The sequence below is a fragment of the uncultured Oscillibacter sp. genome, from assembly GCF_947654275.1.
Taxonomy (GTDB): domain Bacteria; phylum Bacillota; class Clostridia; order Oscillospirales; family Oscillospiraceae; genus Oscillibacter.
Genome location: NZ_CANTJS010000003.1, coordinates 48,276 through 60,957, shown reverse-complemented (window position 1 = coordinate 60,957; position 12,682 = coordinate 48,276). Strand labels below are relative to the sequence as shown.

At 59.2% G+C, this 12,682-nt stretch carries 14 protein-coding genes and 1 other RNA gene; 11 read left to right on the top strand and 4 right to left on the bottom strand.

Going from position 1 to position 12,682, the window contains the following annotated elements; all coding sequences use genetic code 11:
- Positions 1-499 precede the first annotated feature (499 nt).
- Both Q0063_RS01545 and Q0063_RS01540 read left to right on the top strand, forming a co-directional pair.
- Positions 500-1,045, top strand: coding sequence for an NADH peroxidase (locus Q0063_RS01545; protein WP_297870208.1), 546 nt, complete (start codon positions 500-502; stop codon positions 1,043-1,045).
- Positions 1,046-1,169: 124 nt separating this feature from the next.
- A complete protein-coding gene (locus tag Q0063_RS01540) occupies positions 1,170-1,325 on the top strand; it encodes a rubredoxin (RefSeq protein ID WP_297870207.1) in 156 nt (51 codons plus the stop codon).
- A gap of 74 nt (positions 1,326-1,399) precedes the next feature.
- Here Q0063_RS01540 and Q0063_RS01535 read toward each other — a convergent pair whose 3' ends face one another.
- On the bottom strand, positions 1,400-2,284 hold the full coding sequence (locus Q0063_RS01535; RefSeq protein WP_297870206.1) for a hypothetical protein: 885 nt from the start codon (positions 2,282-2,284) through the stop codon (positions 1,400-1,402).
- A 169-nt stretch (positions 2,285-2,453) separates the two neighbouring features.
- On the opposite strand from Q0063_RS01535, the gene Q0063_RS01530 reads away from it, so the two are divergent.
- Positions 2,454-2,801 (top strand): helix-turn-helix domain-containing protein, encoded by a 348-nt coding sequence (locus tag Q0063_RS01530; protein WP_297870205.1) that lies wholly within the window; start codon positions 2,454-2,456, stop codon positions 2,799-2,801.
- 26 nt (positions 2,802-2,827) lie between these two features.
- On the opposite strand, the gene Q0063_RS01525 is transcribed toward Q0063_RS01530, so the two are convergent.
- On the bottom strand, positions 2,828-3,835 hold the full coding sequence (locus Q0063_RS01525; RefSeq protein ID WP_297870204.1) for a LacI family DNA-binding transcriptional regulator: 1,008 nt from the start codon (positions 3,833-3,835) through the stop codon (positions 2,828-2,830).
- 308 nt (positions 3,836-4,143) lie between these two features.
- On the opposite strand from Q0063_RS01525, the gene gap reads away from it, so the two are divergent.
- Positions 4,144-5,160, top strand: a complete 1,017-nt coding sequence (gene gap, locus Q0063_RS01520; RefSeq protein ID WP_297870203.1) for a type I glyceraldehyde-3-phosphate dehydrogenase — start codon at positions 4,144-4,146, stop codon at positions 5,158-5,160.
- 169 nt (positions 5,161-5,329) lie between these two features.
- Here gap and Q0063_RS01515 read toward each other — a convergent pair whose 3' ends face one another.
- Positions 5,330-5,590, bottom strand: coding sequence for a hypothetical protein (locus Q0063_RS01515; RefSeq protein ID WP_297870202.1), 261 nt, complete (start codon positions 5,588-5,590; stop codon positions 5,330-5,332).
- 85 nt (positions 5,591-5,675) lie between these two features.
- Between Q0063_RS01515 and Q0063_RS01510 the strand changes: the two genes are divergently transcribed.
- The 7 genes from Q0063_RS01510 to Q0063_RS01485 all read left to right on the top strand — a co-directional run bounded on the left by Q0063_RS01510 (position 5,676) and on the right by Q0063_RS01485 (position 11,688).
- Positions 5,676-5,891 carry a helix-turn-helix transcriptional regulator gene (locus tag Q0063_RS01510; protein WP_297870201.1) on the top strand — a complete coding sequence of 72 codons (216 nt, stop codon included), beginning with the start codon at positions 5,676-5,678 and terminating at the stop codon, positions 5,889-5,891.
- Positions 5,892-5,994: 103 nt separating this feature from the next.
- Positions 5,995-6,094, top strand: an RNA gene (gene ffs / locus Q0063_RS01505) — signal recognition particle sRNA small type.
- Positions 6,095-6,427: 333 nt separating this feature from the next.
- A complete protein-coding gene (gene dnaX / locus Q0063_RS01500; protein WP_297870200.1) occupies positions 6,428-8,329 on the top strand; it encodes a DNA polymerase III subunit gamma/tau in 1,902 nt (633 codons plus the stop codon).
- Between the two features lie 30 nt (positions 8,330-8,359).
- Positions 8,360-8,728 (top strand): YbaB/EbfC family nucleoid-associated protein, encoded by a 369-nt coding sequence (locus Q0063_RS01495; protein WP_297870199.1) that lies wholly within the window; start codon positions 8,360-8,362, stop codon positions 8,726-8,728.
- A gap of 163 nt (positions 8,729-8,891) precedes the next feature.
- Positions 8,892-9,146, top strand: a complete 255-nt coding sequence (locus tag Q0063_RS14670; protein WP_367180308.1) for a PF20097 family protein — start codon at positions 8,892-8,894, stop codon at positions 9,144-9,146.
- A gap of 130 nt (positions 9,147-9,276) precedes the next feature.
- Positions 9,277-11,127, top strand: a complete 1,851-nt coding sequence (locus Q0063_RS01490) for a DUF4127 family protein (protein ID WP_297870198.1) — start codon at positions 9,277-9,279, stop codon at positions 11,125-11,127.
- Positions 11,128-11,139: 12 nt separating this feature from the next.
- Positions 11,140-11,688, top strand: coding sequence for a hypothetical protein (locus Q0063_RS01485; RefSeq protein WP_297870197.1), 549 nt, complete (start codon positions 11,140-11,142; stop codon positions 11,686-11,688).
- Between the two features lie 65 nt (positions 11,689-11,753).
- Here Q0063_RS01485 and Q0063_RS01480 read toward each other — a convergent pair whose 3' ends face one another.
- Positions 11,754-12,503 (bottom strand): hypothetical protein, encoded by a 750-nt coding sequence (locus Q0063_RS01480; protein WP_297870196.1) that lies wholly within the window; start codon positions 12,501-12,503, stop codon positions 11,754-11,756.
- Between the last annotated feature and the right edge of the window lie 179 nt (positions 12,504-12,682).

Genomic DNA, 12,682 nt, shown 5'->3' with positions numbered 1-12,682 from the left:
CCCGGCCAGACAGGGAAGGGAACAGCTCAGGAGGCAAAAACTCCCCACCCGGCCGGCGTCCGCCGGAAACACAAAAGCGGCGCCGAGTTTTGTAACCCAGCGCCGCTTAAAATCCATGCGAACGCACGGCCTTAAAACCCATCCCCCACTTGCACTTGCAAAAATCCGGCGGAATGGATATAATAGGCCCGTGGTGCAATTCATCATTGCTGTGCTGAGTGCCCGTTCACTCGTACAGGGCCGCGGGGTGTTGCTACCACCCTGCGGCCTGCCGCATTTTATGTTTCCGCTTCCTATTTTACCCGATACATCCAGAAAATGCAAGCGCTTTTCCGAAAGTTTGAACAAACGGTGAAATCTCGCGTATTTTTTCAAAATGTCGCATTTGCAACTAGCAGTTTCCCGGACTTCCTGTTATACTGATACCAGTTCAGCAAACAGGGAAAAAATCCCAAAATCCGATGAGTCGGTTTTTTAAATTTTAAGGAGGATCATCTATATGAAAAAGTGGGTTTGCCAGGTATGCGGTTATGTGTTCGAGGGCGAGAATCCCCCCGAGAAGTGCCCCCAGTGCGGTGTTCCCGCCTCTAAGTTCACCGAGCAGAAGAGCGGCGAGCTGACCTGGGCCGCCGAGCACGTGGTGGGCGTGGCCAAGGGCGTGGACCAGGAGATTCTGGACGGCCTGCGCGCCAATTTCGAAGGCGAATGCTCCGAGGTAGGCATGTATCTGGCTATGGCCCGGGTCGCCTTCCGGGAGGGCTATCCCGAGATCGGCCTGTACTGGGAGAAGGCCGCCTATGAGGAGGCCGAGCACGCCGCCAAGTTCGCGGAGCTGCTGGGCGAGGTTGTGACCGATTCCACCAAGAAGAACTTGGAAATGCGGGTTGAGGCCGAGAACGGCGCTACCGCCGGCAAGATGGCCATTGCCAAGAAGGCCAAGGAGCTGGGTCTGGACGCCATCCACGACACCGTCCATGAGATGGCCCGGGACGAGGCCCGCCACGGCAAGGCGTTCAAGGGTCTGCTGGAGCGGTATTTCGGCTGATTCAACCGACGGAAATCCAAATGCAAGCCAGCAAGGCGTTTGCGTTTGGGAGAGGACGAGCATCGAAGTGAATGCGCCTTTATGCTTGCGCAAAGGCGACCGATACGAAGATTGTGAGGACGATATGGACAAGTATGTATGCCCCTGCGGCTACGTCTATGATCCCGCCGTGGGCGATCCCGACAACGGCGTTGCCCCCGGTACTCCCTGGGAGCAGGTTCCCGAGGATTGGGTCTGCCCCACCTGCGAGATGGGCAAGGACGTATTCGAAAAGGAATAAGCGCATAGCAACAGGCGGAGCCGAAAGGCTCCGCCCGTTTTGCGCATTTCATGGCGGCCATGACCGCCGGCCTTTTATTCGGAAAAGCGTATGGAATTGGTGACGGTTTCACAGAGGGTAAAAAACTCCTCCTGGGCCGTATCCTCGGGCACAGAGATTACCAAGACCAACTTTATAATGCCGCCATCATCCACAAAGCCTCCATAGTTTTTATATCTGTATCCCATCTCCGTATCGAGTTCCCCAAAGAAATCGTATGCCGCGATATAGGAAAAACCATAACTTTCAGGCGTGGAAAAGCTGTCCAGCAAATCAAATGTCTGATACATCTCACTCCAGCTGGTAATTTCGTCTGCCAGGTCCAGAGTTTCAAAATCTTCATACAAAATAGCAGTATCTTTTCCCGCCAAACGAACGATTTCCTCAGCCCTGCTCAAAGAAGATATCCGAGAACACATCAATACAACAGCGCTGTCCTCGGTACTTATACCATAACTTACTTCATCTTCCGCAACCACCTTGGCTTCCCCCTCCGTGCCGAAAGCCACGGGGCAGTCAAACGCAATGCCAAAGAAGGGGATTTCATGGGTTTGGCACTCAATGGCCTCCTCCTTCACCGGCACGTCCACCACCGCCGGCACATCCTCCTTTGCCGGCGCGTCCTCTTCCTTCACTGGCGCGTCCACCACCGCCGGCACATCCTCCTTTTCCGGCACGTCCTCTGCCGTCGGCGCGTCCTCTTTGTTCTCTGCCGGCTCCGAGCTTTCACTGGCTGGTCTCCGCTCTGCCGGCGGTTCTGTTTCCGCCCCCCACATCAGCCCGCCTGAAAGCATAACCACGCTCAGCAGCATCCCAACCACCGGCGGAACCTTGGATTCCCAGTTTCGGATGCGGACAACCAGCCAGATCAAATACCCGATAACGCCGGCGGCCCCGGTCAAGGTCAGCAGTCCTCCCATTTTATGCGCTCCTTCTTCCCATTTTTAGATTTCACCTTTTCGCCGCAAGGCTTCGGTGGAATGCACACTACTATAGCACAACTATAAGTTGTTTTCAAGCCCATTTAACAACAAAAGGGATTTATATTTTACACCCTTTGGTTGTTATGATATTTCCGGGGTGATTCACGTGGTAAAAAATCTGCGGAAGCTGCGGCTGAGAATGGGCGTCAGCCAGCAGCAGCTTGCGGATGTAATCGGGACCAGTCAGCAGTCCATCAACAAATATGAAAACCATAACGTGGAGCCGGACATTGCCGCCCTTGTAAAACTGGCGGATTATTTTGGGGTAAGCCTGGACGATTTGGTGGGCCGCGCCCCGGCGGCGGACCGCCGCCTCCCGGAGGATCTGGAGCTGTCCCGCGAGGAGACGGCCCTGGTCCGGGATTACCGAACCCTGTCGAAGGAGGAAAAAAGCAGCATCCTGCTGGTGCTGAAAAACTATCTGAGGAACAGGAAAAAACCGCCGGAACCCTGATGTTCCAGCGGCTTTTTGCAAATGGCTTACGGTTGGCCGGCTTCGCCCTCCCCGCAGGGCCGGTATTCCGACGTCAGCACCCGTTCCAGCACCGGTGCGTCCGGCTTCTCGATGCGGCGGAGAATCTGTTCCCCCGCCGTCCGGCCCAGCTCCTCCACGGGCTGGATAATGCGGTCCACCTGGTCATAATAAAGATCGTAAGATTGGATATTATAATCTACGAAGCTGACCAGAGACAGGTCCCGTCCCGGCAGCAGGCCCTTTTTCCGCAGATAGGACAGGGACACCGACGCCATCAGACCCTGACAGATGACAATGCCGTCGCAGTTCTGCTCCAGCAGGGCGTCCAGACAGCGGGGGGCCCCGGCTTCCATGGAATCCCCGTACTGAATCAGGCCGGGGTCCATGGTCAGCCCGCAGTCCGCCGCCGCCTCTCTGTAGGCGGAAATCCGCTCCCTGGTGGTGGACAGCCGGGGAATGCCGCCGATGATGCCCACCCTGCGGCAGCCCCTGGCCGCCAGGCGGCAGACGCTGCGGTAAATAGGCTGAAAATTGGAGACGCAGACGGACGCATACTTTTTTTCCTCAAAGGTCCGGTCCACCAGCACCACCGGGAACCCGGCGGGCACCAGCCTGTCCAGCCGCTCAAAGCTCTCCATGGTGCTGGCCACCAGCAGCCCGTCCACCAGACCCGCCGTGAGGATGCGGATGCTGCTCTCCTCCCGCTCCATGCTCTCTTTGGTGTTGGCAATAATCAGGTGGTAGCCCTGGGCGGAAAGGCAGGTCTCCACGGACTCAATCATGGTGGCGAAAAACTTGTTGGAGATGTCCGGCACAATGAAGCCGATGGTTTTCTTCTTGCCGGTGCGGAAGCTCCGGGCGGAGGCGTCCGGCGTATAGCCCAGTTCCGCAATGGCGCGGTAGACCCGGTCCTTGGTTTCGGCGGAGACATACCGCGTATTGTTAATGGTGTGGGAGACGGTGGCAGTGGAAACTCCTGCCAGCCGGGCCACGTCGCTGATGGTTACTTTCATGCTGTCTGCCCTTTGCGTAACTATAAATTTGTTGCGTAATTCGAGTGTCTTTACAAGTATAGGACAGCACGGAACATCCGTCAAGGTCTTTTCCGGCCTTTTCCCCTTCACGGCGGAGAAAACCACGCAAATTTTTAAGGATTTATTATAAAATTTTCACAATCGGGGCCGCTGATTGTTATTTGAAATGACAATTGCCAAAAACTTCACAGCGTGGTACGATATCCCATGAAAACAGCAGAGAAACGCTTACGCAATCGTTTATACGGCACGCTCACGTGCCCGAGTATTGAAAGGAGTAAATTATCATGAAAGCGAAAATCGGTATCAATGGATTTGGCCGCATTGGCCGCGTTGTCTTCCGCGCCGCTCTGGGCCGTGACGATGTTGAGGTCGCCGCTATCAACGATCCCTTTATGAATCCGGAGTATATGGCCTACATGCTGAGATATGACAGCGTGCACGGCCGTTTCAACGGGGAAATCACCTACACGGACGACGCCCTGGTCATCAACGGCAAGGAGTTCAAGGTCTTCACCGCTATGGACGTCAAGGACATTCCCTGGGCCTCCGTGGGCGCTGAGTATATCTGCGAGTGCACCGGCAAGCACCTGAGCAAGGACCTCTGCAAGGGCCACATCGACGCCGGCGCCAAGCACGTCGTCATGGGCGCTCCCTCCAAGGACGACACCCCGATGTTCGTCATGGGCGTCAACAATCAGAAATACACCTCTGACATGACCTATGTTTCCAACGCCTCCTGCACCACCAACTGCCTCTCCCCCATCGCCAAGGTTCTGAACGAGAAGTTCGGCATCATTGAGGGCCTGATGACCACCGTCCACTCCGTCACTCCCACCCAGAAGCTGCTGGACGGCCCCTCCATGAAGGACTGGCGCGGCGGCCGTGCCGCCACCGGCAACATCATCCCCTCCTCCACCGGCGCCGCCAAGGCCGTGGGCAAGGTCATTCCCGAGCTGAACGGCAAGCTGACCGGCATCTCCATGCGCGTCCCCACTCTGGACGTGTCCGTGGTGGACCTGACCGTCCGTTTGGAGAAGCCCGCTTCCTATGAGGACATCTGCAAGGCCATGAAGGAAGCCAGCGAAGGCGAGCTGAAGGGCGTTCTGGGCTATACCGACGAGGATGTTGTTTCCTCCGACTTCCTGGGCGATCCCCGCACCTCTATCTTCGACAAGAAGGCCGGCCTGTCTCTGACCGACAACTTCGTGAAGGTCGTTTCCTGGTACGACAACGAGTGGGGCTATGCCAACAAGATGGTGGAGCTCATTGCTTATATGTTCTCTGTGGACAGCAAGCAGTAATTCACAAGCCAACCCGCCCGCCGGAGCTCCGGCGGGCGGGTTTTTGATTTCCGGCGGCGTGGATTTTCGCAGTCTGATTGCTATTTGACACCGCCCTCTCCCCATCCCGTCATTTCCTTGATGCGTCCCGGCGGAATGAACATGCTGCGGATTTGGAGATTTTTCAGCCTCACCAATCATGCCGCGCTGTTCCAAGTCCTCTGGATTCAAATTCGGTTACAATCCGCTCGATCCGCCAGAAACAGTTCGGGTCCTCCGCCGTATCATCATCTAAAACCCGGCGTATTTCCTCCAACGCCTGCACGGCCTCCGATTCCGCTGTCTGGAAAAGCGCCTCCAGACGCCCCTCCTCTTTTAAGAACTTGATTACTTCATACCCAATCGCCTGAGCCATCAGACGTTCCAGAACAGACCATTCCACATTTTTCACCCCCTCCCGCATTATACCCGATATCTCGGGTATATTCAATATAAATCAGGGAAAATATAATAGAAATCACAAGGAGGTGCTTCTTGTGATTTCATACCGTCCCCTTTGGGAGACCATGCGAAAGAAGAATGTGACCACCTACACGCTGATTAAGGACTATCATTTCAGCAAGGGGACGTTGGACGCATTGAAGCACGAGCGGAACATCTCCACCGCCACATTGGATGATATCTGCCGGATTCTGGATTGCAGGGTAGATGAGGTATTGGTCTATCTGCCGGATGGGTCTCGGAAGGCATGAAGGGAAGAATTGCAAAAGAGTTTATCCCGGAGTGAAATTTCCTGTTGCCATTTGGGAAAGAATATAGTAAAATAACAAAAGCAGTCCTCCGCAGGCAGCTGCGGAGCCGGTCTCGCGCAATGGATGCCCGCGAACCATGTCAGGCGGGGAACCGAGCAGCATTAAGCGGGATGTTTCATGTGCCGTGAGGGCGCCGGCTCCGCAGCTGCGTACGGAGGATTTTTTTGTGCCGCGCCTCGCAATCGACCTGTGTTTCAGCCTGTCCCGCGCGCACGAAAGCCGGCCTTTGCGAAAGTCTGACCTCATCTTGTGCCGCGCTTTTTTAGTGTCGCGCATCGCAATCGACCTGTGTTTCAGCCTGTCCCACGCGGGCAGGGGACATTTCTCAGTGAGATTCCATTCTTAATTCCTAACTCCTAACTCCTAATTCCTCATTCCTAATTGAGGCCGTGTCCGCGCGGTCCGGCTTCCGGGACCGCCTGGCTCCGGCGCGGCGCAAAAAATTCCTCATTCCTAATTCCTGAAGAGGTGATCCGGTGTATCAGGCACTCTATCGAACATGGCGGCCCAAAACCTTTTCCGACGTCATCGGCCAGGAGCACATCACCGAAAATCTCCGCCGTCAGGTGGCCGAGGGCCGAACCTCCCACGCCTATCTCTTCACCGGCACCCGAGGCACCGGCAAGACCACCTGCGCCAAAATTCTGGCCAAGGCCGTGAACTGTGAGCACCCTGTCGACGGGGACCCCTGCTGTCAATGCCCTTCCTGTCTGGGCATTGAGAAGGGGGATTTCCTGGACGTCTGGGAGCTGGACGCCGCCTCCAACAACGGCGTGGACCAGGTCCGGGAGCTGCGGAGCAAGGCCATTTACTCCCCTGCTCAGGTGAAAAAGCGGGTCTACATCATCGACGAGGTCCACATGCTCACCGACGCGGCCTTCAACGCCCTGCTGAAAATTCTGGAGGAGCCGCCGGAGCACCTGATGTTCATTCTGGCCACCACGGAGCTCCACAAGGTCCTGCCCACCGTCCTCTCCCGGTGCCAGCGCTATTCCTTCCGCCGCATTCCGCCTCAGGCCATCGCGCAGAGGCTGCTGTATGTGGCCGGACAGGAGCATATCCAGCTGACCGCCGACGGCGCGGAGCTCCTCAGCCGCCTGTCGGACGGAGCCCTCCGGGACGGCCTGAGCCTGCTGGACCAGTGCGCCGCCAGCGAGGGCGTCGTCGACAGCGCCGCCGTGCTGGAGGTGCTGGGCCTGGCGGGGAATCTCCAGACCGCCCGGCTGATGGAGCACATTCTGAACCGGGATCCCCAGTCGGCCCTGCTGCTGCTGGACCAGCTCTACAGCGGCGGAAAGGACATGGGAGCGGTTCTCTCCGAGCTCTCCACCCTCACCCGGGACCTGCTGCTGCGGAAGACCGCCCCTGAAGGCGGCGGCGCGCTGCTGTCCGGCGGCTATGACGCCGCCGCTCTGGACCGGCTCAGCCGGAAGGCGGCGGGAAACCGCTTCCTTTATATCGCCTCCACCCTCCAGCAGGCGGCGGCGGAGCTCTACAACAGCGCCAACCGCCGCACGGACACGGAGCTCTGCCTGCTCCGCCTGTGCGACGAAAGCCTCTCCGGGGACCTGTCGGCCCTGGACGCCCGCATTCAGCGGCTGGAGGACCGCCTTGCCGCCCGGGCACAGCTGGCCGTTTCCTCCCCGGCGGAACCGCCGCCCCCTGTCCATTCCCGGGACGAGGCCCCGCCCCTGTCGGAAAGGCCGGGAAAGGCGGAAAGAACGGAAAGAACTAAAAAACCCCCGGCAGACGGCCCCCGGAGGGTCCATGACAGCCTGGACGAGGAGCTGCCCCCCCTGCCGGAGGAGCCCCCGCCGCCTCCCGAGGAGGAGGACCGGAAGATTTATGACGTCCCGGAGGAGCCTCTCCCCAAGGCGTCCTTCATGCCGGAAGCCCCTCCGCCGCCGGAAGCTCCGCCGTCTCCCCGGGAGGCGGACCGGAGCATTCAGGACATGCCGGAGGAGCCCCTTCCAAAGGCCTCTCCAGCGCCGGAGCCCCCGCCGCCGAAACGCCCGGACTCCCCGCCGTCCGGCGGCAAGGCCTCCGCTCCGCCCCTCCAGCTGGAGGCAAACTGGTGGCGGACCCTGACGGATATCTGCAAGAACCGCCTGCCGCCTATGTACAGCTCCTTCCTGACCATGTGCGGCGGCGTTTTCTCGGACGGCCTGCTGACCGTCTACGCCCCGGACGAGGTAACCCTGGGGCGGCTGGACAACGACCGGGTGCGGAGCATTCTGGGGGAGGAGCTGGAGAAGCTGGCCGCCGCGCCGGAGCGCATCCTTTTTCAGGAGGGCGCGCCCCCCAGCGCGGACCCGGAGGAAAACCGGAAACGGCTGCTGCAGTTCGGCAGTCAATATGAAAATATCCACATTGATTAAAACGCAAACGCACAGAAAGGAGAAACGATTATGGGTTACAGCGCACGCCGCGGCTTCAGCAGCGGCAGCATGAAAGCCACCGGCGCACAGCGTCAGGCGGAGGTCCAGCAGAAAATCGCCCAGATGCAGGAGGCGATGAACACCGCTCAGGAGGAGGTGGAGGCCCGCACCTTCACCGCCAGCGTCGGCGGCGGCGCGGTGGAGGCCGTGGCGAACGGCAAAAAAGAGGTGGTCTCCCTCTCCATCAAGCCCGAAGCCGTGGACCCGGAGGACGTGGAAATGCTTCAGGACCTGGTGGTCTCCGCAGTCAACGAGGCCCTGCGCCAGGCCGGGGAGGCCATGGATGCAGCCATGGACAGCGTGACCGGCGGGCTGAATCTGGGCGGCTTCGGCCTTTAAACCCTTCAGGAATTAGGAATGAGGAATTGACTGGTTCAGAATTCCTGGTTCCTAATTTCTTGTTTTTCAGGCCCGGTTTCTTTTCGTGTTCCCGCCCCCCTTGGGGCCGAAAACACAAGAGTATCCCTGATATCAGAAACGCCAAAACGGAGGAGATTATTCCATGAACTGCCCCAATTGCGGTAGCACAATGGAGCCAGGCTCTGTGTATTCCCCTCGCGGCTACCTGTTTTGGACCCCCGAACAGAGAGACTTTAAAAATTTCCAACGCCCCAAAGACACCGTCCGTCTGCGTCCCATCGGAGACAACTCCACGTCCGCTTTTTCGCCCAAGTCCCTCTCCGCGCTCCCCTGGTATTCCGGTTCAATCTGCCGTAACTGCGGCACCATACTGTTTTCCTTTGAAACCCAGGAATAACCGCTTGTCACAAAGCCCGGTTTCTTTTCGTGTTCCCGCCCCGCGGTGAGCGGGAAGCACAAGGGTATCCCTGATATCAGGAGCACAAAAGCGAATCGGGACATTTTTTACAGGATAGAAAGAGGTTTTGATGAAAAAACGTTTTCTTTCGCTGCTGCTGGCCCTTTTGACCCTGACGGGCTGCGGCGCGGTGCGGACAGAACCGGAACCGGACGCCTCCGGAGACGGGAGCGGAAAAACTGTGGCCTATGTGCCTCTGGACGACCGGCCGGATAACGTGGAGCGGGTGGTATATCTGGCGGAGTCCCTGGGCTATGCCCTGACCATGCCGGACCGGGACCTGTACCGCACCGCCCTGGACGGTCAGCCACTCAACGAGAACGGCACCCAGTACGGCGACCGGGCAAAGCTCTTCCAGTGGGTGCTGGACCAGGAGGCGACGGGCTGCGACCGTTATATTCTCTCCCTGGACCAGCTTCTTTACGGGGGACTGGTCAGCTCCCGGGATTTATCCCCGGAGGCCTGTGTCCTCCCCCTGCCGGAGGGCGGCTCCGTCCACGTCTCCCAGCTGCTGGAAAACCTGCTGGCGGTGCTGGCGGAGGACCCGGACAATGTGGTCTGGCTGCTGGATTCCGTCATGCGGCTGGCCAATGTCACCGTGGGCTATCAGGGGGCCCGTCTGGAGCACTACAACTGGATGCGGGCCTTTGGGGCCCAGCCTCGGGAGACACTGGCGGAGACGGATCTGACCATCGAAAACGTTCTGGAAACCTACTGGCGGGGCCCCGGCGGGGCGGACCCCTACGACGGGGCGGCCCGGCAGATGGAGGCGGTCAGCGCAGATGACTATTTCCAGCCCCAGCGCTTTGTCTCCCAGTTCATCCAGTCCCGGGAACAGAAGCTCCGCCTTTCCGACGAGGTCCAGCGGATTTTGAGCCAGCCGGGCCACGAGGGATTCCGGCTTCTCATCGGCATCGACGATTCCTCTCTGGAGGACTGCATTCAGAAAAATGAAATTGCCTACCTGCGCAGGGGGCTCCGGACCGGCGCAGACGGGGAAGCCCTGGACTGGCTCCTCTCCGGGGTGGACGACCTGGCCTTTAAGGCGGTGGCCCGGATGTATCTGGATGAGTCCGATTCCCGTGTCCCGTGGAGCGGCACGGCGGCGGTGCGGTATTTCGGCGGCGCCGAGGACCGGCCCGCCTGTGACTACGATTTCCAGCCCCTCACCGAAATCATGGCGGAGCACTTCGCCTTCTTCCGCCTGACGGACCAGTCCTCTAACCATCTGTCCGCCGGTTTGCAGATTCTGGTGCTGACCCAGCCCGTTGAAGAGGGGCAGAAGAAGGCCTACTACACCGAGCTGATTCAGGCCCTTCAGGACAACCGGGCGAACCAGCGGCCCACCGTCCTCATCGACGCCAGCAACGGGACTTACGGTACTGCCTTCCACCAGGCCCTGACGAAGGAATGCGAATTGGGCTGGCTCCTCAGCTACGCGGGATTTTTGGACATGGCCATTGTCACCGGCACCGCCCTGAGCCACGGCGCGGCCCGGTATGCCGCCCTGAATCGCGGGGCCGTGACGGACTCCATGGACCGGGCCTGGGCCCGGACTCTGGCGGACAGCGTGGTCAAGGATTTCTGCTACAAGAACATCGTCCGGAACGATCTGCTGACCTACATCCGGAACGATCTGGCAGGGGACCCCAACAACTTCTGGGTTCCCGATATCGACCGGGCCGCCATTCAGACCCGGCTGGAGACCGGCATGGACGCCGCCGCCGGGGACGTCCTCCGGAATCTGGAGCGGAGCAACTTCGCCGTCTCTCTGGAGCCCTATGAGGAACGGGGCTGGGGCGGCACGGCTCTGGAGGACTACCGCTTCCCCTGGGACCGGGCCTTTGAGATCGGCATGGATATTCAGCTGGGGGCCTTCACCGAGCCCCATAAAAAGGTGATGGGGCTGTACGTGCAGTGACGGAGGGATGAGATGCTGGAGCTGAGCGCTTACATCGGCCACGCCAAACAGCGAAAAAAGCCGGATATCTCCCTGAGCGGGTGGCTGGAGGCCTTTGTGGGCCATTACTATGTGTCCGGCGAGGGGGGCAGCAATCGGGACTTCCACTGGCTGGCCGTCTACTGTGACCCCGCTGTGGACGACCTGACGGAGGCGGTAGAGACGACGCCCGCCAACCTCACGGCCTGCGTCTCCTCCGGGTATGAATGGGCCTTTGTGCTGGAGGCGCGTCTCCAGACCTTCCGGGAGCACACGGCGGATTACGGCATGGTCTATATCCCTCTGGCTTCTTTTGAACAGGAGCTGCTGCAATGCGCCTGCCCGGAGACCCTGCCGGAGCCCTTTTCCAGGCTCCTCTGGATTGACGACGGTTTTCTGGACGACGAGACCCTCCCCTTTGACTTCCACCTCTTTTCCCTGATTGACGAGGGGGTTCCCTATCTGAACCCCCGGCATTTCTCCGCCGCCCGTCTGATGGAGCTCACAGGGGGCGGGGGCTCTTGGCTCGTCCGGCACAGCTGAAGCAAAAAACAGGGAACCCCCGCCGTCCCGAAGGACAGCGGGGGTTTTTTTGATTGCTTTCGGCCTTACAGCAGCTTCACCGTGTAATACACCGCCAGGGCGAATGCCACCACGCCCAGGCACCACATGGCATAATAGGCGGCGGTCGCACTGAACAGCGCCACCAGAATGGTCAGGGCGGAGAGGCCTCCGGCGACGTAAATGGGAAGGACGTCGGCATTGGTGGGCAGCAGCATGCCCAGCTTCCCCTGCTTCGCCAGCCACACCAGAGCCGCCACCGCCAGCAGGTAAATCACCGCAATGATGCGGACGGGCGTCCCCAGGGCTATGCTGCCAATCAGCTTCCGGCAGACCCAGACCACAATCAGGGAGGCGCAGAGAATGGTAATCGACACGGAGCACTCCCGGTCATACAGCGCCCAGAGGATGCTGAGCACCATGGTCACCGGAACCACCACGCTGAGAAGGGTCACGGCAGAGCTCTCATACATCCGGATCAGAATGCTGCCCGCGGCAAAAAACGCGCCCAGAGCCCCCAGGGCCCAGCCGAATACGCGCTTTCCGGCGTCCTTCTTCCAAAGCACGCTGAGGGCCACGCCCGCCAGCAGCGCAGCAACGCCCGCCCCGGCGAATACCTTCAGCCGCTCGTGCCAGAGAAGGGCCTCGTCAATATAGCCGTTGATATAATACCGGCGGACCGCCCAGAGGAACACCTCCGCGATACACCCGGCCACAAAAAAGATCATTCCGCCGGTGAGGGCATCATCCCGCTTGATGGATTTGGCTTTGTTTTTGTTATTCGGATTCTTTGCCATTTATCAAGACCTCCAAGGTGATAATTTCTTTGGAAAACAACCGGCGGAAAGACGGCCCCGCCGACACGCTTTAATAGTATATCAGACTTTTTTTTCTTTTGCAAGGGCAACATCCCGCATCTTCGCATTTTTTCGCGGAAAGCTCCAATTTCCCCGTTGAGATGCGGCGTGAGCCGTGA